Raw genomic sequence first — 20,821 nt, 5'->3', positions numbered from 1 at the left:
GTACAATTACAGGTGCTGTGACTAGATAAACAATTTTTCAATCTGTTTTTCTATTTGTTCCTCATCGGTTTTCTGCGCAAGCGAAAGCTCCTTTACCAGGAGACTTTTGGCGGTATCAAGCATTTTACGCTCGCCATAGGAGAGTTCTTTATCTTCTTTAAGAAGAAACAGATCGCGTAAAACAACCGCGACCTCAAAAACCGATCCGGTCTTGATTTTTTCCATGTAATCTCGATATCGACGATTCCAGGTCTGTGCGTTTATTTTGATATCGCGTTCTTTGAGAATCCCGATGACTTTATTCACCTCGTCGTTGGAAATGATTGCCCGCAGCCCGACGTTTTCGCTGGTTGCAGTGGGAATCATGATGGTCATGTCATTATCAAGAATTTTCATGACATAAAAACTTTGATCTACACCGCCGATTGATTGTGTTTCAATGGCTTCTATCAGTCCAACACCGTGGGCAGGGTATACAGCCATATCGCCTTGTGAAAACACGGAACCCTCCGAAATAAGAAGTAATGCAGGATACAGACAGGAAATGCGCCAATTATCGCATAACAACAAAATACTATACTACCATATTTTTCCTGAATAGCAAAGAACGCTGCGGAAAATGTCGCAATTCTCCTTACCTTGACATGCTGAAAAACACCCACCAATGCAGCGGGCCGGCAAAGAGAAAACAGCTAACGAGATGTTTTACAGTTGATCACATTCATGCAGGCAGCAATGCCCTGTTCAAGAAAAACTTCAACAGCCTCCTCTACAATAGCCGACCTTTCTTCAATCAGGGACAGCTCCTGCGAGGTGAAATCAGACAGCACATACCGATCAACCGGTTGTCTGGTATTACTTTTCCCGTCCCCAGGCCTACCGACACCGACCTTAATGCGGCTGATATCAAGGGTTCCCATATGCTGCCCTATGGATCGAATCCCGTTGTGCCCTCCGGCACCACCACGGGCAACGACCTTGATCCTTCCGCAGTCCAGATCAATATCATCGTGAACAACCAACAGGTGCGCAAGCGGGATATCAAAATAATCAACAAATTGCCGTACGCATCCCCCGGAACGATTCATGTACGTCTGGGGTTGAAGGAATACAACCTGTTTACCCATAAGACGGTGAGTGCCGTACAGGCCCTGCATTTTATTTTTTCCAATATGAAAACCATGCTTTTCGGCCAGATAATCCAACAGCATAAACCCAACATTATGGCGGGTTGTCGAATATTTTACACCGGGGTTACCAAGTCCGACGAGGAGGAAGGGCGAAACGGCCATGAGGAGGGCAGAAATTAGTGAGCCGGCTTTAAAGCCGGCTCCGACAGGCAGATGATGTTCTGAGAAAAAAGCTGCCTTTAATAGACAACAACACAGGTTGTTTTGGGTTTTTCCAGCATGGTCAGATTTTCAGGAACAGGGAGGTCGCCATAGGTAATACCTGCGCCTCCTTGCTCGAGCGGGGTGATATCTACCTGGATACTGTCAGGCACGTCCATGGGACGCCCCTTCAGCCTGATGGTATGCTTGAACACCTGCAGTTCACCCCCCAGGTCAACCCCTTTGGCTGTTCCTGTATATTCTACAGGCACGGTAAATTCCAGCGGCTGATCCAGCTCGATCTCGAGGAAATCCACATGCATGACCTTTCCACTTACCGGCTCTTTTTGGATTTCTTGAACCATAACATGCCGTTTATCCTTGTCGTCGCCTTCGACGTCAAGGGTTATAACGGCATTGCGACCGTGAATATACAGCAGTTTTTTAAACAGCTTACCGGCATCTATTTGTAGTGAAACAGCCGGGTTTCCGCTACTGTACAGGTTTGCCGGCGTAATATTCTTCATCCGTAATTGCCGCATCGGCCCTTTGCCGAACACCGTACGGATATCAGCCGCCATATCGACTTGTAACATGGAAAGCCTCCCCTAACTCCGGGTTGATATAAAAAGTAATACTCTTGGATTATACAAAAAGATAGCTGACGGAATCTTCATTGTGGATGCGTTGTATTGCCTCACCAAGCAATGGTCCAACCGACAGCACTGTAATTTTATCGCATGCCTTTGCCTCAGCCCTCAATGGAATGGAATTCGTCACCAACATGGACTTTATCGGTGCTTGCTCAAGGCGTTCAATCGCAGGCCCTGAAAGCAAGGCATGCGAGCAGCAGGCATGTACCTCTTTTGCACCTTTTTCCCGCAGAATCTCTGCGCCGCCACATAAGGTACCGGCGGTGTCCACCATATCATCAAGAAGAATTGCCGTTTTACCGGCTACGTCACCGATAACATGCAAGGCTTCACATTCGTTGGCCGTCTCTCTTCGCTTGTCGACGATAGCAAGTGAGGCATCCAGCCGCTTGGCAAACGCCCTCGTCCGTTCGACTCCACCGGCATCAGGGGAAACCAGTACCACGTCTTCGAATCTGTTGCGGATATACTCCAGCAGTACCGGGGCAGCATAGAGATGATCCACCGGAATATTGAAAAACCCCTGGATTTGCCCTGCATGGAGGTCCATGCTCAGTACCCTTCGGGTTCCGACAACCATCAACATCTCAGCCACGACCTTGGCACTGATAGGAACTCGGGGGCGTACTTTTCGGTCCTGTCGGGCATAGCCGTAGTAAGGCATCACCGCAGTGATCCTGCGAGCAGAGGCACGGCGCAGGGCATCCACCATAATGACCAGCTCCATCAGGCTGTCATTCACCGGCGGACAGGTCGGCTGAATGACAAAGACGTCAGTCCCACGAACATTTTCGCCGATCTCCACGGAGACTTCCCCGTCAGCAAACTGTTTTACCTCAGCCTTGCCAAGTGGCATGTCGAGGTAATCGCATATCTCCCGGGCAATCGCCGGATTGGCATTTCCTGTAAAAATTTTCATTATATTGGGCATTATGCATTCTCGCGTAAATCTGCCGGAGAGCAGGTCGACGACAAAAAGAGGCGACGTTCGGTTTGCGGGATGTCACTGAAAGCGAGCTGGCTGGGGCGGAGGGATTCGAACCCCCGAATGCAAGGATCAAAACCTTGTGTCTTACCGCTTGACGACGCCCCAGCCTAATCACACTACTGCTTCCCACTTCGGCTCAACTGGCGGGAGAAGTGAAAAAAACCGAACGATACAGCTTCTTCAACGCCTGACAACATTTTTGCGCCTGTTGCGAATCAGCAAATACAGCAAAAACTGTCGGCCCGGAGCCGGATACCATCGCCGCTTCCGCTCCACAGGCCATCAACCTTGTTTTAATATTCTTAATTTCAGCATGCATGGAGGCCGTTACCGGCTCCAAGTCATTCAGCAATGCAGTCGCTGGAAACTCTTGACGCGATATTGACTCGACCCACGCCCGCTTCCACGACTCAATACGCGAATTTTCTAGGTTAATACTATCCCTGCCCCTTGTCAATGCATATTTTTCATAAACTGCCTTGGTAGAGACACCGAATCCTGGGTTCACCAACACCAACGGGAGACTGGAGATGGTAGGCACAGATGTCAGCTGTTCACCAATCCCTTCGGCCCAGCACGCAGAACTCGAATCCAGAAAAAAAGGAACATCTGCCCCAAGTTGGACACCGATCGCTGCCAGTTCCTGCGGAGCAAGGGGTTGCCCCATGAGCCTGTTGAGACCGGACAGCACTGCTGCCGCGTCACTGCTTCCCCCACCAAGCCCTGCAGCTACAGGAATCCTCTTAAGGAGAAGAATGTCCACGCCGCAAACAGTACGGTCATCAAGCATCTTTACATGATCCAGGAAGGCGTATGCAGCCTTTGCGGCAAGATTGTCCTCATCTTCCGGAAGATTGCTTTGCGGACACGACAGACGTACGCCTTCGGTATCTCGTAGGTGCATGACAACTCGGTCGCAGAGACGGACCTTCTGCATCAGCGAGGCCAGCGTATGATACCCGTCTGCTCTTCTCCCGGTAATTTTCAGGAAAAAATTCACCTTTGCAGGCGCTTCAACCTGAATCGATCCGAAACAGCTCAAGGTTTTTCCCGCAGAAAAAGGAACCGTTCAGGCTCGTTGTAAATTGACATATTTCAGTTTCAGGTCATACAGCACCCTGGTTACCAGTTCCTGCTCTTCAGGATCCAGGTTTCCTGAGGTTTTCTCTCTTAACAGATCGATGGTGTCAATGGTGTGTTTGGCCAGGCCTGCATCAATTACCTTTTGACCGCTTTCCGGGTGCGGCAGCTCACCCATGTGGAAAAGGGCTGAGGTATTGAGGGACAAAATAAAGGAGGTAAATGTGACCTGCGGCATAACGCAACGGCCGGATTCATCCTTCACCATCCCATCGGGACATTCATCGCAATTTGACAAATTATCTATCATAACCACCCCTTCCTTCTTCCTTCTTCTTCCAGGCAACAAAAAATTACGACAATCATGCAACCTCCCGGCCTGAAAGGAGGATCGCTGCCAATGTTATTCAAGCAAATTTACAGTATAATGCGTAACACCCCATGGAACAACTCCTAAAAAATTTTGCGTGCCTTGCCTTCAACAGGGTGTGGAAAAAAGAGGAAAATGGTGTTTCCCTCACCTTATTCTTGAAGATTTTCTGCGGAAACGCTATACGTACTCGATTTCTTCCCTGGTTAACCGTTTATCAGAGGACGCAGCGGCTCCACTGTTGCGTGTGAATGTCGTTGACAGTTGGCTCTCACGAATAATTTGACGGGTTTTGTTCCTCTTTGTACTGCGCATCAATCCCTGGGATCCCTGAGGCCTCCTGAATACCATCCCCCTGGTCATCCCTACTTTTTAACCATGACATTTCGCCTACTCATGGAAAAACCTGGAAGCAATACTTCGACTCCGACTGCGGCCAGCCTCGACAAAGACACGGTACCCCAAACACGGCGGTTCCCTGATTCTCGCTCGAATTCCAAAAAAAACCGCCGCCTTGGCCTACCCTGCTTTTTTTCAATTTCATACAACCCTAGAGGAGTATATCCATGCCTGATGTTCGCGTTCGCTTCCCACCCAGCCCAACAGGATACCTACATATCGGTGGCGCCCGAACAGCACTTATTAATTGGCTGTTTGCCCAGAAACATAACGGCAAATTGATCCTGCGAATAGAGGATACAGATACCGATCGATCCTCCCAGGATTCCATAGACGGCATCCTTGACGGACTACGATGGCTTGACCTGCCGTGGGATGAAGGGCCCTATTTCCAGACCGAATATGCCGACGATCACCTTGGTGCCGCCCGCCAGCTTCTTGAATCCGGGCAGGCCTACAAGTGTTTCTGCAGCAAGGAAGAGCTTGACCGCAAACGCGAACAGGCCATGGCGGAGAAGCGTGCTGTAGGATACGACGGCACCTGCCGTCATCTCAGCGCCGATGAGGTTTCGGCCAAGGAAAGCCAAGGGCTGCCCTCCGTCATTCGTTTTAAAGTGCCCCGGCGGGAAGGAACGCTCGTCTACCATGACACAGTGCTGGGAACTATTGAACGGGCATACAGTGAAATGGAGGATTTTGTTATTGTACGTTCCAACGGCAAACCGCTCTACCTGCTCTGCAATGTGGTTGATGACATACGAGATAGAATCTCCCATGTTATCAGGGGCCAGGACCACATGACCAATACAACGCGTCAGGTTCTTCTCTACGAGGCACTGGACGCGCCAATGCCGGTGTTTGCTCACATACCGCTCACTCTCGACCTGAAAAAAAGAAAGATATCCAAACGCAGCCACGGCGAAGTTGTATCTGTACAATTTTACAAAGAAAGAGGGTTCCTTCCCTGGGCTCTCTGTAATTTCCTGATCCTGCTCGGCTGGAATCCCGGCACTGAGCAGGAATTCTTTTCCCGTGAGCAACTTATTGATCTCTTTTCCCTGGAGCGCATCAGCAAAGTCAACTCGGTGTTCAACTACCGTGCTGGGGATCAAAAATTTTTCACCGATCCCAAATTGATCGCCATCAACGAACACTATCTGCGGACACTGGATGTTGAACTGCTCGGCGATTTGGTCGAAGAACGCCTCAAGCAGGCCGACCTCTGGGATCCAGCGTATACAACGACACGACGCGATTGGTACCTGGCGACCCTTGACCTTATCCGCGACCGTTTTCATACGCTGGATGATTTTACGACCACGGGAAGAGCCTATTTTGCCGACACCTTTACAGTGGAGGAAAAACCACTGAAAAAAAATGTCCTTAAACATCCTGACCTCATCAAGTGGCTGCCGCAACTGAGCCAACGCTTTTCCGCGCTGCCCCAGTTTAATCAGGAGACTGCTGAGCAGACAACCCGAGAGATGGCCGAGGAACTGGACATCAAACCCGGCATCCTCATCAACGGGATGCGGACGGTACTCACAGGACAGTTGGCAGGCCCCTCCATGTTTGATATACTGGCCACCCTTGGCCAGGACACGGTTGTTGCCCGCCTCAGCGACATCAGCCACCTGTTTCCCACACTTGAAAAAGGTGATACCAACACATGAAAGCAGCAACGCCTCCTGCCAGTGAAAAGCCGCTGGACTTTATTCGCCAGATTATCGCTGATGACCTTGCAACCGGCAAACATGCGCAGATTGTCACCAGGTTTCCTCCGGAACCAAATGGATTTCTGCACATCGGGCACGCTAAATCCATTTGCCTCAATTTCGGGATCGCAGCGGAAAACAACGGAACCTGTCACCTCCGCTTTGACGACACCAATCCGGATAAAGAATCAACCGAATACGTTGAAGCCATCAAACGGGATGTGCGATGGCTGGGGTTCGACTGGGAGCAGCACCTCTATTATGCCTCTGATTACTTTGATCAACTCCATGGTTTTGCGGTACGTTTGATCGAGATGGGCAAGGCCTATGTCTGCCACCTGAGTAGCGACGAGATGCGCGAATATCGAGGGACACTGACCGAACCGGGAAAGCCTAGCCCGTACCGGGATAGAAGCCCTGAGGAAAATCTACGCCTGTTTGCACAGATGAAAAATGGCGAACTTGAGGAGGGTACCTGTGCCCTGCGGGCGAAAATCGACATGGCTTCGCCCAATATTCTCATGCGGGACCCTGTTCTTTACAGAATAATGAAAACCAGCCATCATCGAACCGGAGATTCGTGGTGCATCTACCCGATGTATGATTTTACCCACTGCCTGTCCGATATGCTGGAAAACGTTACCCACTCCCTCTGCACTCTGGAGTTTGAAAACAACCGCCCTTTGTACGACTGGGTACTTGAAACCCTCCAGACGCCCTGCCATCCCCGCCAGATCGAATTCGCACGCCTCAACATCAACTTTACCGTCACCAGCAAACGCAAATTGCTGCAGTTGGTTGAAGAGGGGCATGTATCTGGTTGGGATGATCCACGCATGCTCACCATATCAGGGCTTCGGCGCCGGGGGTACACTCCGGCATCGATCAGGAATTTCTGCAGTGGCATTGGAGTGGGGAAACGTGAATCATGGATTGATATGGGGGTGTTGGAAAATGCGATCCGTGAAGACCTGAACACCCATGCGCCCCGGGCCCTGGCAGTTCTCGATCCGCTCAAGGTCGTCATCACCAACTACCCGGAAAAACAGGTGGAAACGCTGGAAGCTCTCAATCATCCGCAAAATCCGGATTTGGGCACCCGTTCCTTACCTTTTAGCCGGGAGCTGTATATTGAGCGATCGGACTTCATGGAGGATGCGCCCAAAAAATTCTTTCGCCTATCCATTGGCAGGGAGGTCCGGCTGCGCTACGCCTACTTCATCACCTGCCACTCGGTCATCAGGGATGCCAACGGGGAGGTGACGGAATTACACTGCACCTACGACCCGGAAACCAGAGGAGGCAACGCTCCCGATGGACGCAAGGTCAAAGGCACTATCCATTGGGTTTCTGCTGCCCACGCAATCAGTGCCGATGTACGACTGTATGACCGGCTCTTTACCGCTGAATTTCCCGATGCAGACAAGAAGAAGGACTTTAAGGAATTTTTAAATCCCTCTTCCTTACAGATACTACGCGGCTGTCGCCTGGAACCCCAACTTGGGACAGCTACCCAGGAGACAAGGTTTCAATTCGAACGCCAAGGTTATTTCTGCATTGATTCCAAAGACAGCACAAGCAAGCGGCCGATTTTTAATCGCATCGTCACCCTGCGCGACAGCTGGGCAAAACTTGCCAAGAAACAATAGCCGAATCAACCATCTCTCCACTGCACACAGCTGAGTACTTATGGCAACTATCAATCTGAGAAAAATGGCGATCAACCAAAGCGGTACGATTGTCTCGGTCAAAGCCGGAGGCGAACTTGGCAGAAGAATCCGTGAAATGGGATTGGTACCAGGAACAACCATCACCATCAAGCAGCGGGCACCGTTAAACGACCCTGTTGCCCTTCGGGTGATGGGTAGCACCCTGACCCTTCGCAACAATGAAGCAGACTATATTGAAGTAGAAATATAACTATTCCCCCCACTCTCACCTCCCGGTCACCGACGAACGGTGATCGGGACGGGCAGGCGCTCTTTCTCCCCCTCTCCTGACCACGGCATCCTGCCGCCTTTTTCCTTTGCCAAAAGCGCTTTGCGTCTCTCCCCCTTTTACCGGCCATGGCGTACGTTTTTCGCTTGGCAAAATTGTTGACAGTGCTCATTGTTTGGTGTACCTAACACAAATATTTTACGAGCCGCCTCCCTGGAGTGCATCGACAACCGATTCCATTCAAGGGAGTACTGATGGGATGGCGCCTTTACCCCTCCCCTTCTCGTATCCATGAAGGTTTTATGAAAAAAAAGCACCTTAAAAAGACCTGCTGCCTTCTCCACGGGATGAAGCAACGATGCATGCAAGGAAAGCTTCAAAATAACCGCTGCACAGCCTCCTACCCTTTGCATCAGGCTACCTGCGCATGCGGGAAATTAAAGGTATGTTCGGTCAAAGGCGACAGGAAAACATGCGCCAGGATGACCAACCTGGGACTTATACCGGGGAATGAAATCGAACTGCTGTGCAAAGGCGGGGGGGGCAGGCAATGCCTGGTAAAGATCAACGGCGGCACCATAAGCCTTGACGAGCTTTCCGCTGCCAGCATCCTGGTAACGCCGGCCTGACCTAACCCCGCATACCGCCAACCCTTCTCGTGAAGCCTCATGAACGCACAATCCATCATTGTTTGCCTATTTCTTGCGCTCGCCGCATTTTTTACCGGCCGACGTCTCTTAAGAACCTTTCAGGGACGAGGCAGTACTTCCTGCGGCTGCAGCTGTACGGATTGCGATACACCCCAAGAACTGAAAACTCTCCCACGGTGCACCCGTCAATCAACCGACTGATCGGTCCGTCGCTCACCCGGGCGTGCTTACCGCTTCGGCAGCAGTAAGGACATCATCACTCCCCCCGTTCGCCACAGGGTGCAGGGGGCAACCCTCTACCTTTGTACGCTGGTACGCTTTTCATGGACAACGTCATCACCATTGCTCTGGCTGGCAATCCCAATGCCGGAAAAACCACCCTGTTCAACTATCTCACCGGTTCCCGCCAACATGTAGGCAACTACCCGGGAATCACTGTCGAGCATAAAGAAGGATGCTGCCTCCACAAACAGCAGGGGTTGACGGTCATTGATCTGCCGGGGACCTATTCCCTGACAGCCTACTCCTCAGAAGAACTTGTCGCTCGCAATTACCTGGTCAACATGCGGCCGGAAATGGTGGTTAACATTGTCGATGCCTCCAATCTCGAGCGCAATCTCTACCTGACCTGCCAGTTTCTGGAACTCGGTGTGCCCATAGTCATTGCGCTCAACATGATCGATGTGGCCGAAAACAGAGGGTTACAGGTGAACGCAGAAAAGCTGGGCGAGATGCTCGGCGTTCCTGTCGTCCCCATTATCGCCCGATCCGGAAAGGGAGTTGATCAGCTGCTTGATACGGTTTTCGCCGCAGTGGACACGGCGCCCCCACCGAAGCCGGCTTTCCTTCGTTACGGCTCGGATATCGATGAGGCACTCTCAGAAATGATCCCGCTTATCGTAGGCAACGACCTTCTTACGACAACCTATCCGCCCCGGTGGACGGCGGTAAAACTGATGGAAAATGATGAACAGGTTGTGGAGAAAGCTACTGCCGCCAATGCGGAACTGACCGAGGACCTGCTGCAGAGGTGTGAGGCAGTTGCCAATCACCTGCAACAGACGGCGGGAGTGTATCCCGAAGCAGTTATCGCCGATCACCGCTACGGGTTCATAAAATCGATTATGCGTCAGCAAATCGTTACCAGCAAATTTGTCGGTGACAGGCTTTACACCTCGGATCGCATCGATAAAGTTGTCACCCACCGGTTGCTAGGCCCGTTGATCATGGCTGTCATCCTGTTTGGTCTGTACGCGTTCACCTTCAGTACCAGCGGCTTTTTGGTTGATGCGCTCGATATGGTCTTCGCCATCATGAGCAGCACCGTGGATTTGCTTCTGGCAGACGGTCCGCTTAAATCCATGCTTATTTCAGGCGTTATTGACGGCGTGGGTGGGGTGCTGGGCTTCGTTCCCATCATCATGTTCATGTTTTTCGGTATTGCCGTGCTCGAAGACAGTGGATACCTGGCACGAGTCGCCTTTATGATGGATCGTATTTTCCACGCTTTCGGACTCCACGGTTCGTCGGTTATGCCCTTCATCATCTCCGGTGGCATTGCAGGGGGCTGTGCAGTTCCCGGAGTCATGGCGACCAGAACACTCCGCTCCCCGAAAGAGCGAATGGCTACTCTGCTTACAGTGCCCTTCATGAATTGCGGTGCAAAACTGCCGGTCCTCACCCTGCTCATCGGTGCCTTTTTTGCCGACCATCAGGCGCGCTACATGTTTTTTGCCACCGTCCTTGCCTGGATCGTAGCCCTGTGCGCGGCAAAATTCCTGCGGATGACCGTCCTGAAAGGAGAGTCAACGCCCTTTGTTATGGAACTCCCCCCTTACCGGCTCCCCACCTTCAAAGGATTGCTCATTCACACCTGGGAAAGGACATGGCAGTACATCAAGAAGGCGGGTACGGTAATTCTCGGCATCTCTATTCTTCTCTGGGCAGCGATGACCTATCCTGAATTGCCCGAAGAAAATACAGTCGTTTACCACCAGCAGCGGCAGCACTTGCAGCAGCAGGCTGCGGCGGCAACCAGTGAAGAGGAAAAAAAGCAAATTAGCCGGACATTGCTAGCCCTGCAGAAAGAGGAGGCTGCAGCAGGCCTCAGAAACTCCATCGCCGGCCGTATTGGTGTTGCCCTTGAACCGATCAGCCAGCTGGCAGGGATTGAGTGGCGCACCAATATCGCTCTTGTCGGGGGTTTTGCGGCCAAAGAGGTCATCGTCTCCACCTTGGGAACAGCTTACTCTCTCGGGGACGTGGCCCCTGAACAATCCACTTCCCTTACCCAACGTCTGGCATCCGACCCTGCCTGGAATCCGGTGGTTGCTCTGGCAGTTCTTCTTTTTATCATGTTCTATGCTCCCTGCTTCGTGACAGTTGTCTGCATTGCCCGAGAATCGGGATCCTGGAAGTGGGCCTTTTTTTCCATGGCCTTTAATACCGGATTTGCCTTTTTCCTGGCTGCAGGGGTGTACCAGATTGGGATGCTGCTCTATTGATGGAGCACCTCCATGGAAAAGGGGAAGTGAGCGGCGCACTCCCCTTGTAGCCCCGTGTGATCAGGGCTTGTAGTCGGCAAACCGATCAAGCACCTCTGCCATCTGGCTCTGGGAGAGCAAAGGCGGAGGCGCTATTGGCAAGGCATGAACATACATTTTGGCCAAGGCTTCTATTTCCGTTGCCAGTGCCAACACGTTGTCAAGTTTCCTGGAAAAACAGACCATTCCGTGATGGGCAAGCAGGCAGGCGCGTCGGCCATCCAGCGAATGGAGGAGTGCATCGGAGAGTTCCTGACTGCCGAATGGAGCATAAGGTGCACAAGGGATACTGTCGCCACCGGCAACTGCGACCATGTAATGAAAGGCAGGGATGGGGACCTCCAGGCATGCCAGGGTGGTGCACCATACGGAGTGGGCATGCAGTACACAGCCCGCATCGGGATGGTTTGTGTATATATCCCGATGAATTCGCCACTCTGTTGAGGGTTTACGCCCCCCACTGAGGTAACTGCCGTCCATCCCCATGTCAACCATATCCTGAGGACCACATGCTTCATAGGGCAGCGCGGATGGAGTAAGCAGAAAGCGATCGCCGCAACGCACGCTGACATTGCCGGAAGTTCCCTGATTCAAGCCGCTGCTGTTCATGCTGCGGGCAACAGCGACCAATGCTGACCGTAACTGGGTGGTCGACATTACCCGTTCTCCGTAAAGAGGGAAAGTAAGCCTTGGCGAGAGGCCTCGGCAACACCTCGCTCGGTAATCAGGCCTGTCACCAGATGAGCCGGGGTCACATCAAAGGCCGGATTAAAGGCAGGGGTGCCATCAAGGGCTATGCTTACCACCGCAAGCTCGCCCTCTTTCCCCATCCCCTGAACGGACAGCACTTCTTCAGCGCCTCGCTCCTCGATGGGAATATCGTCAATACCGCTCTTGGCCGACCAATCTATGGTGGACCCGGGAAGAGCTACATAGAAGGGAACATGATTGTCTGCTGCGGCAAGTGCCTTGAGATAAGTGCCGATCTTGTTGCACACATCGCCATTGGCTGCCGTTCTATCGGTACCGACTATACACAGATCGACCATGCCCCGCTGCATCAGGTGCCCACCGGCATTATCCACAATCAGGTGATAGTCGATGCCCGCTGCCTCTAATTCCCACGCAGTAAGATGTGCGCCCTGATTGCGGGGCCTGGTCTCATCAACCCAGACATGGATCGGTATTCCGGCCATTGCCGCTTTATAAATCGGTGCAATGGCGGTACCCCAGTCCACGGTGGCCAACCAGCCGGCATTACAATGGGTCAGGACATCTATCCTTCCCTGCTGCTGCTTTGCTCGCCATATTCGCTCGATAATCGCCAACCCATGATTGCCGATTGCCTCATTGACTGTACAGTCTTCATCGCAGAGTCTGGCAGCCTCCCGGTAGGCAAGCGAAAGCCACTCGTCGGGCGGCTGGCCGACCAGTGCGCCTTTTATACGTTCCACCGCCCAACGGAGATTAACAGCCGTTGGCCTGCTTTCTAAGAGCCGGTTAACAAGACGGTCCAGCTGGGCGGCTGAACACTCCTCCCGCAGTCCAAGACATATGCCGTACGCTGCGGTCGCACCTATCAACGGCGCGCCTCTGACCTGCATGTCCGCAATGGCGGTAATGGCATCGTTGACAGTATGCAGGTCACGCGTTACCAGGGCATGGGGAAGTCTGGTCTGATCAATAATCTGTACGGTTCGACCGTCCGGCGCAAGCCAAATGGACCGATAAGATTGACCGTTTATCTGCATGAGCGATGTACCGTGCTTGAGGGAAAAGGAAACAGGCAACCGAACAAAGTAAATCTTTTACTCGGAAACGGGTATCATCTCAGGTGTCCAGAAAATGACGCCGCGCCCTTCAGCTTCTTCCCAGAAGCTGGGCCCATCCCATTCAATCTGCTGTTCATGATAACCATTATGCATCACTTTCATGGTGATTTTTTTGGTATCCTCCAGCTCCTTCTCATTAAACTGGTGTACCCCGCGCAAGGGGGTGTTTCCCAGGTAAACCCACCGGTCGCCACAGGGAAGGTTCTTGCCGGTAGCCTTGTAGAGCACATGTGCCCCTTCGGGTTCTGAGTTGACCTTAAAGCGTACGCTCGCCGTTTTACTTGAACAACCAGCCATGATCACCGCGCCCCCGACCAACGCAAGCAGAATGCCTTGCCTGATGCCACTCATTGCTCCTGCTATTTTTTGTCGCATGTCTTATTTCCTCTTGATCATATCCACGTTAATTTGCTGTGCCTGCTCCTGGGCCTCTTCCCTCGATGGATGCCGTTTATTGACCCAAAACGAAGTGATCTCCTCCCGATACCCGCTTTTCCGCATCTGCACGGTCACATATTCGGGCTTGCCGTCTTCACCTTCCCAGGTTACAACGACCGGCGACGTTCCGAGGGTTGCATCATCCTTGAGATTGACGACTTCGGCTCCGGGCGGGGTACTAGTGAACTTCACGGCACCAAATGTCTTTTGTTTGGCACATCCATAAGATCCGCTGACGGCAACAATGCAGGCCAGGCCAAACAGCAGATGTACTTTCTTTGATATTCGCATTCGTTTTTCTTCCTCTGTAGCATTAGTGTATAAAAAGCAGGCGGCTCACTGACCGCTTCCAGCCAACGGCTATTCTGTGGGCAACACTACCCAACCTGTAAATAATGGGTCAAGGTATATTTACATTTCACGATGACGCCTTTTTTTTTACAGCCAAGCAAAAATAATCAGCCCACCCAAAAAGAGCATTTCCCTGACAAGCAAAATACAATTTTTTATACAATCAAATGTATTGATTAAAAATTTTATATCTGCTAACTAGGTATTTCTACCTAGCGCGGATGCGACGCCAGCGTCTTCTTCTCTCTCCCTTATGCATTATGCAGGCTGAACTGTACAGATGAATAATCAACACCAGGAACTTGAGCGCTTAAAGACATCGGGCAACTTGCCCAGCATGCCGCAAGTTCTGGTGCAGCTCATTGACGCCTGCCATGCCTCGGAAGTTGACCTGAACGCAGTCAGTCTTATTGTAGGCAAAGATGCACCCTTGAGTGCAAAAATCCTTCAACTGGTCAATTCCGCTTTTATCGGCAGTCGAAAACAATTTACCGATGTCGGCCAGGCAGTAATTTTTCTCGGTGCAGATGCCATAAAAAATCTTGCCATCAGTGTTTCGGTTCAACAGGTTTTCCGACGGGTGGAAACCAATGGACTGCTCTCTCTGGATCGATTTTGGTACCACAGCTTTCAAAATGCCTTGATCGCCCAGACCATTGCTGAATCCATTTCCTTTCCCTCCCCTGCCGAGGCCTACCTTGCCGGCCTGCTTCATGATATCGGCAAGTTAATCCTGTGGATGGCCTTTCCCGGACAATATGCTCCCCTTCTGCTCAAAGGCATTCGCTGCCACGAAGCCCGACTCGCCTTTCTGGAAAAAGAAAAACTCGACATCGATCATTGCGAGGCCGGCGCCTGGCTCTGCGAACAATGGCACCTCCCGACAATCCTGACAGATGCCATACGCTATCATCATCATCCTGTGGAGGAGATCGCACAGGCCCTGACACTGACAAAGATCATAGCCCTTGCCGACATGATCAGTCACGATGACGGCACAAGTGACGATGTACTGAAAGCAGCCGGACAGTTGCTGCACTTACGCCCGGAACAGACAAAAGCCATTGTCGAAAAAGTCGACACCCAGGTGGGAGAGGTTGCCGAAAAGCTGAATATTCGCGTCCCTGTCTCGTCTCAAAGCTCAATGGAGCAGGAAAAAAGCAGTGAAGAGGTGCACAAGGAGGTCTCACTGGGACTCATCAGCCGAGTCAGAGACATTTCCCAGCTTATCGGGGCGCTTGAACAGCTGCTGAAAGCAACAGATGTTGACCAGGTCATGCTGGCGGCAGAGCGAAGCCTGAAGATTCTCTTTAATGAGGAAAACTGTCTTTTTTTTCTTTGGGCCGACAACTCCCACACCCGGCTTGAGGGCCATACATCGCCTGAAAATCCGCTTGCTGACGACGCAGGCCGTTTCCACTTCAGTATTGCCACCGACGGCAACAGCCTTCTCGACCAGGCAGTTCGTAAAAATTGCCTGGTCCACTCCTTCTGCGATTCACCGGATTGTTCCACCCTGCCGACGCTGCTCGATAAACAGCTCTCCCACCTCCTCAAGCGAGAGGGTTTTGCAGCCATCCCCATGGTACACCGTAAAGAACTCCAGGGCATCCTTATCATCGGCCTTCAGCAGAAAGGGGTAAAGAGTTTTCTCGGTCAACTGACGCCCATCCATCTGCTTGTACAACATGCAGCTATTGCCCTCTACCTTGAACAACTGCGCATGCGCCGTACCAAAGAGCTGCTGCAGGAGCAGATCAACGCGGCCTCTCTGGTGGCGAGAAAAGTCGCCCATGAAATTAATAACCCGGTAGCGATTCTTAAGAATTATACGCACATCCTGCGTCTCAAGCATCAGGAAGGCGAAGATATCATTTCCGAGTTAGGGATTATTGACGAAGAACTGAATAGAATAGGACAGTTAACGGACCAACTGAGGGATCTTGCCGTGCAGCAGGCGCCAAGACCCCAGGAACCAACCGACATGAACGAACTCCTGTCCACTATTCTGGATCTATATCGCTCGCTGCCGGGACATGACGAGGCACCGACAATCATCTACACCCCCGGTGAGCATCTGCCTGAAGCCAGCGTTAACCAGGACAGTATACGCCAGATCATGATCAACCTGCTGAACAATGCCATGGAAGCGACTGGGCCGAGGGGAAAAATTGATGTGAAAACAGCGGCTGAAAACAATCGATTAGTTATCACTGTCAAGGACAACGGCCCGGGGATTGACCACAGTCAGAAAGACGAAATCTTCACGCCTGGCTTCACCACCAAACACAACGGTCACTCCGGCCTTGGACTTGCAATAATCAAAAAACTGGTCGAGGATATGAACGGAGAAATATTGTGCATCACGGACAATAGGGGCACAACATTTAGTGTTTCGCTACCAGCACATGAAAAATAACAGCAATTTTCCGCAAATTACATGTTTTCATTGGACTTCTTGCAACAAAACAGTTTCAATGTTGTAAATGCTAACTCTACAACCAGAGAGATTGCAGCCATGTTTTTCTTTCCCCTGCACTACCCCTCATATCCTTCCTTGACTGGTGCCGGCGCACCGGAATGTTCAGATAATTCTTGATTCTCTCCAGATCCATGGGTCACTCGATACTACTCATTGATGACGAGCCTCATTTCTGTAAAAGTCTTGAGGTATTGTTTGCAAAAGAGGGGTATGAAGTGCAAACGGCAAGTTCAGGCAAAGAAGGACTCTTTTACCTGAATAATTTCACCTATGACGCGGCAATCATTGATATTGGACTCCCTGATATCTATGGCATTGAGCTGGCTGCACACACAACCAGCGCCCACCCTGAGACAGCAGTGGTCATTCTTACCGGGAGCGCCACAGTGGACAATGCGGTACAGGCGCTACGCAAAGGGGTTTATGATTTTCTGCGTAAACCCTGCTCCCCGGACAGGATCACTCGAACCATTGCCCTCGGTATCCGGCACAAGCAACTGGAAAACGACCTCAAAAACAGTGAAAAACGCTTTCGCCAGCTCTCACAGGCGACCTGGGAGGGGATTATCCTTTACGATAAAGGCACCATGCTCCAGGCCAACAATCAACTGTGTGAGATGTTTGGCTACAGCAGAGAAGAATTGCTAGGTAAACAGGTTTTTGACGTGTTGCTGGACAGGGATTCCATCCAGACACTGCATCTTCAAACCGATCCGGACACCATCGGCCCGTTTAAGGCAAGGGGGATCAGGAAAGATGGAGAAAAGTTCCCGGTGGAAATACGGGTCAAGCATATCGATTATAAGGCTCAGCAAGTCCAGGTGGCTGCAATCCGCGACGTGACGGTCAGCGAGTTGGCCATGCAGCAGAAAATATCCCTTCAGGAACAACTCGCCGATGCCAGGCGCATGGAATCCCTTGGTCTAATGGCGGGATCTGTTGCTCATGATCTCAACAATATCCTGGCAGGCATCATCACCTATCCGGAGTTGCTGCTGCTTGACCTGGATGAATCGTTTAAATACCGCGAAGAAATCACCATGATTCGCGACGCCGGAAAAAGGGCAGCTGCCGTGGTGGATGACCTGCTGACCGTCGCACGCGGCGCCACCTGCAAGAAGGAAATCCAGAACGTCAATATTATTATCTCCAGCTATTTCAGCTCAGTCGAATACAATACTATTCGACAACGATTTCCAGATGTTGTGATCGAGTCCTATCTGGAGGAAAAACTGTTCAATGTCGCCTGTTCATCCATGCACGTGTCCAAGTCGGTAATGAACCTGGTACTGAACGCAGCAGAGGCAATAGATAGCAAGGGAACAATCACCATTTCGACCAAAAACGTCACTCTTGCCGAAAGCTACATGGGATACGAGACCATTGAGGCTGGTGAATATGCTGTCATCACGGTGGAGGATACAGGTTCGGGGATTTCACCGGATGATCTTGCCAAAATATTCAGCCCGTTTTACAGCAAAAAAATCATGGGCAGAAGCGGTACCGGCCTGGGGTTGGCGGTGGTGTGGAACACGGTCCACGACCATGGCGGGTATGTCGATCTGGTGAGCAGCAAAGAAGGGACCACTTTTTCCCTCTATTTTCCGTCAAGTAAACGTGATGTCAACCGGATACGACAACCAAGGGCGAACCCCACCTATAAGGGGAAAGGTGAACGGATACTCGTCGTAGACGACCAGAAAAGTCAACGGGAAATAGCCACCCGTCTTCTCCGACGCCTCGGCTACCAGCCAATAGCGGTTCCCTCAGGCGAAGATGCCATTGAGTACATCAAACAGCATCCGGTTGACCTGGTGATGCTGGACATGCTGATGGACCCGGGCATCAACGGGTGCGAGACCTATCGCCTCATTCTCGAACACGTGCCGAAACAGAAGGCTATCATCACAAGCGGATATTCTACCAGCGCCGACCTGCTCAAGGTCAAAGAACTCGGTGTCTCCCAATTCATAAAAAAGCCCTATTCGCTACAAGAGCTTGGCCAAGCCCTTCAGGACGAACTGTTCGGGCTTTCCCTGCACTAGTGGAGTAAGGTTGCCCGCTGTTTACTGAAAATTGACTTTGCAGGGATTTGGCGGTACCGTGAAGGGATAAAAAACCATCCGACTCTCAAACGCCAAACGGCATTTCTCTTTGTGAACGCATCCCGATGAAAAAATTCCTTTCCCTTCTCTGGCTCCCCTTCCGCTGGCTGTGGAAATTACTCTCCGTAGGCATGGCACTGGGTGCATGTTTTCTCTTCCTGGCCTCGCTCTTACTTGTCGGCTCAGCCCTGCTGAACCGACAGCCGCCTGAGATACCGGATGGGGCGACGCTGGTCATTGCTCCCCAGGGCGACATCGTTGAACAACGCTCTCCTGCAGCCCCGCTCACTCATCTGATGAATAACCTGGCAGGGGTACCTGTAGAGACAAGCATTCTCCTGCAAGACCTCCTCGACTGTATCTACGCTGCAGCCGATGACCCGAAAATAGATACCATCCTGCTTGACCCCGACCAGATCAATGCAGCAGGGCTCAACCAGGTCAGAGCCATAGGAAACGCTCTGGCCTATTTCAAAGCCGCCGGCAAACAGGTTATCGCCGCAGCCGACAGTTATACGCAACTCCAGTACTACCTGGCTTCATGGGCTGACAAAATATATCTGCATCCCATGGGGAGGGTACAGGTAAAAGGCTTCAGCGTCTTTCGGCTCTACGCCCACGAATTGTTCAAAAAGCTCTCTGTTGATTTTCATGTTTTTCGGGTAGGAACCTTCAAGTCTGCTCTTGAGCCGCTCACCCGAAATGACATGTCAGCACCGGCAAAGGCGGCTAACAAAACCTGGCTTGATGCGCTCTGGGAGGTCTACAGCACGGATATTGCCGAACACCGCGGCATGACAGCGGCCGAGTTCAAGAATGTGGTGAACAATTTCCCGTCTCTTCTTGCCGCTGCCAAAGGAAACGCCAGCCAGATGGCGCTGAACAACGGCCTGATTGACGGCGTAAAAGACAGGCAGGAATTGCACAAACTCCTCAATGAACAGTCCCAGGAGACAGGCGAACAGAAGGAAACATCCTTGGTTTCCTATGCCACCTACCTAAGGATTCTGCCCCGCTCATACACCTCTGTACCCGGGGATGCCGATGGACTGGTCGGTATTATCACGGCCACCGGCAACATCCTTTATGGCAATGGCGCTGTCAACCAGATTGGCTCGACCCCCCTGTCAAGGCAAATACAAAGAGCCAGAAAGGACCAGCGGATCAAAGCTCTGGTTCTTCGCCTATCCACCGGCGGTGGCTCGGCGTTTGCGTCGGAGCTTATCCGCCAGGAGCTGCTTGCGGTACAGCAGGCCGGTAAACCGGTGGTCATTTCCATGGGCAGCATGGCCGCCTCAGGCGGCTATTGGCTGGCAGCGGATGCCGATCTTATTGTGGCATCACCATTTACGCTCACCGGCTCCATCGGCATCTTTGGCGCAGTGCCGACCTTTGAACAGACGCTGAAAAAAATAGGGGTCCATGGCGATGGCGTAGGCACAGGGAAAACCGCTCTGTTCGGCAATCCAGCCACAACCATGAGCGAAGACGAGATACAGTACCACCAGTTAAGCGTGGAGCACGGGTACAACCAATTCCTTTCCATCGTGTCCGAGGGAAGAGACATGTCGCTGGATAAAGTGAACATGGTTGCAGAGGGCAGGGTCTGGGACGGCAAAACTGCCATGCGCCTTGGCCTGATCGATCGGCTCGGCACCCTGGAAGACGCTATTGCCGCAGCTGCTGATCTTGCTGGTATTCCGGCAGAAAACGCCCTTTATGTCACTCCTGCTGGCAGCGGCTGGATGGGCTTGTTCAGCCAGTACGGAAACGGCAGCCTGCAACGAACCCTGGTTTCCATCCTGCCAGGGCCGTTGAATCAGGCGTTCATTGCATCGGCCGACTTCCTCTCGATCAAGAGCAGTGCCGACCCACACGATCTCTATGCCCATAGCCTGCTTGATGAGGCGTTATTCACCTTTTAAGGCCCATTGTCCGGCACTCGT

Annotated in this window: 19 protein-coding genes and 1 tRNA gene; 9 read left to right on the top strand and 11 right to left on the bottom strand. The window is 51.9% G+C overall.

The window, feature by feature from the left end; genetic code table 11:
• Positions 1–21: 21 nt before the first annotated feature.
• From ACZ52Z_RS20460 to ACZ52Z_RS20430, 7 genes are all read right to left on the bottom strand, one after another.
• Positions 22–501 (bottom strand): CarD family transcriptional regulator, encoded by a 480-nt coding sequence (locus tag ACZ52Z_RS20460; protein WP_464268622.1) that lies wholly within the window; start codon positions 499–501, stop codon positions 22–24.
• Between the two features lie 191 nt (positions 502–692).
• On the bottom strand, positions 693–1,292 hold the full coding sequence (pth, locus tag ACZ52Z_RS20455; protein ID WP_464268621.1) for an aminoacyl-tRNA hydrolase: 600 nt from the start codon (positions 1,290–1,292) through the stop codon (positions 693–695).
• A gap of 77 nt (positions 1,293–1,369) precedes the next feature.
• Positions 1,370–1,927, bottom strand: a complete 558-nt coding sequence (locus ACZ52Z_RS20450; RefSeq protein ID WP_464268620.1) for a 50S ribosomal protein L25 — start codon at positions 1,925–1,927, stop codon at positions 1,370–1,372.
• Between the two features lie 49 nt (positions 1,928–1,976).
• Positions 1,977–2,915 (bottom strand): ribose-phosphate pyrophosphokinase, encoded by a 939-nt coding sequence (locus ACZ52Z_RS20445; protein WP_464268619.1) that lies wholly within the window; start codon positions 2,913–2,915, stop codon positions 1,977–1,979.
• 87 nt (positions 2,916–3,002) lie between these two features.
• A tRNA-Gln gene (locus ACZ52Z_RS20440) sits at positions 3,003–3,077 on the bottom strand.
• Between the two features lie 31 nt (positions 3,078–3,108).
• A complete protein-coding gene (ispE, locus tag ACZ52Z_RS20435) occupies positions 3,109–4,014 on the bottom strand; it encodes a 4-(cytidine 5'-diphospho)-2-C-methyl-D-erythritol kinase (protein WP_464268618.1) in 906 nt (301 codons plus the stop codon).
• 27 nt (positions 4,015–4,041) lie between these two features.
• Positions 4,042–4,362 carry a DUF1844 domain-containing protein gene (locus ACZ52Z_RS20430; RefSeq protein WP_464268617.1) on the bottom strand — a complete coding sequence of 107 codons (321 nt, stop codon included), beginning with the start codon at positions 4,360–4,362 and terminating at the stop codon, positions 4,042–4,044.
• Between the two features lie 626 nt (positions 4,363–4,988).
• On the opposite strand from ACZ52Z_RS20430, the gene gltX reads away from it, so the two are divergent.
• From gltX to feoB, 6 genes are all read left to right on the top strand, one after another.
• Positions 4,989–6,494 (top strand): glutamate--tRNA ligase, encoded by a 1,506-nt coding sequence (gltX, locus tag ACZ52Z_RS20425; RefSeq protein ID WP_464268616.1) that lies wholly within the window; start codon positions 4,989–4,991, stop codon positions 6,492–6,494.
• Positions 6,491–8,185 (top strand): glutamine--tRNA ligase/YqeY domain fusion protein, encoded by a 1,695-nt coding sequence (locus ACZ52Z_RS20420; RefSeq protein WP_464268615.1) that lies wholly within the window; start codon positions 6,491–6,493, stop codon positions 8,183–8,185. Before gltX ends, ACZ52Z_RS20420 begins: the two co-directional genes overlap by 4 nt.
• 40 nt (positions 8,186–8,225) lie before the next feature.
• Positions 8,226–8,456, top strand: coding sequence for a FeoA family protein (locus ACZ52Z_RS20415; protein WP_464268614.1), 231 nt, complete (start codon positions 8,226–8,228; stop codon positions 8,454–8,456).
• Between the two features lie 320 nt (positions 8,457–8,776).
• Positions 8,777–9,103, top strand: coding sequence for a FeoA family protein (locus ACZ52Z_RS20410; protein ID WP_464268613.1), 327 nt, complete (start codon positions 8,777–8,779; stop codon positions 9,101–9,103).
• A gap of 39 nt (positions 9,104–9,142) precedes the next feature.
• Entirely contained in the window at positions 9,143–9,325 is a 183-nt protein-coding gene (locus ACZ52Z_RS20405; protein ID WP_464268612.1) for a FeoB-associated Cys-rich membrane protein, read from the top strand.
• A gap of 122 nt (positions 9,326–9,447) precedes the next feature.
• A complete protein-coding gene (gene feoB, locus ACZ52Z_RS20400) occupies positions 9,448–11,628 on the top strand; it encodes a ferrous iron transport protein B (RefSeq protein ID WP_464268611.1) in 2,181 nt (726 codons plus the stop codon).
• Between the two features lie 60 nt (positions 11,629–11,688).
• Here the strand turns inward: feoB and ACZ52Z_RS20395 are convergent, their stop codons facing one another.
• From ACZ52Z_RS20395 to ACZ52Z_RS20380, 4 genes are read right to left on the bottom strand one after another with little or no spacing between them, the layout of a single operon-like run.
• On the bottom strand, positions 11,689–12,324 hold the full coding sequence (locus ACZ52Z_RS20395) for a class II aldolase/adducin family protein (RefSeq protein ID WP_464268610.1): 636 nt from the start codon (positions 12,322–12,324) through the stop codon (positions 11,689–11,691).
• On the bottom strand, positions 12,324–13,418 hold the full coding sequence (gene mtnA, locus ACZ52Z_RS20390; protein ID WP_464268609.1) for an S-methyl-5-thioribose-1-phosphate isomerase: 1,095 nt from the start codon (positions 13,416–13,418) through the stop codon (positions 12,324–12,326). Before mtnA ends, ACZ52Z_RS20395 begins: the two co-directional genes overlap by 1 nt.
• Positions 13,419–13,475: 57 nt before the next feature.
• Positions 13,476–13,874: a hypothetical protein gene (locus ACZ52Z_RS20385; RefSeq protein WP_464268608.1), complete on the bottom strand. Its 399-nt coding sequence runs from the start codon at positions 13,872–13,874 to the stop codon at positions 13,476–13,478.
• A 3-nt stretch (positions 13,875–13,877) separates the two neighbouring features.
• Positions 13,878–14,228, bottom strand: a complete 351-nt coding sequence (locus ACZ52Z_RS20380; protein WP_464268607.1) for a hypothetical protein — start codon at positions 14,226–14,228, stop codon at positions 13,878–13,880.
• A gap of 340 nt (positions 14,229–14,568) precedes the next feature.
• On the opposite strand from ACZ52Z_RS20380, the gene ACZ52Z_RS20375 reads away from it, so the two are divergent.
• The 3 genes from ACZ52Z_RS20375 to sppA all read left to right on the top strand — a co-directional run bounded on the left by ACZ52Z_RS20375 (position 14,569) and on the right by sppA (position 20,800).
• Positions 14,569–16,707, top strand: coding sequence for an HDOD domain-containing protein (locus tag ACZ52Z_RS20375; protein ID WP_464268606.1), 2,139 nt, complete (start codon positions 14,569–14,571; stop codon positions 16,705–16,707).
• 176 nt (positions 16,708–16,883) lie between these two features.
• Positions 16,884–18,815, top strand: a complete 1,932-nt coding sequence (locus tag ACZ52Z_RS20370; protein ID WP_464268605.1) for a hybrid sensor histidine kinase/response regulator — start codon at positions 16,884–16,886, stop codon at positions 18,813–18,815.
• A gap of 125 nt (positions 18,816–18,940) precedes the next feature.
• Positions 18,941–20,800: a signal peptide peptidase SppA gene (gene sppA / locus ACZ52Z_RS20365; RefSeq protein WP_464268604.1), complete on the top strand. Its 1,860-nt coding sequence runs from the start codon at positions 18,941–18,943 to the stop codon at positions 20,798–20,800.
• Positions 20,801–20,821: the final 21 nt, after the last annotated feature.

The organism is Desulfogranum aggregans (genome assembly GCF_055398265.1).
The sequence above is the reverse complement of the archived record's forward strand: the minus strand, read 5'-3'. Positions and strand labels throughout refer to the sequence as shown.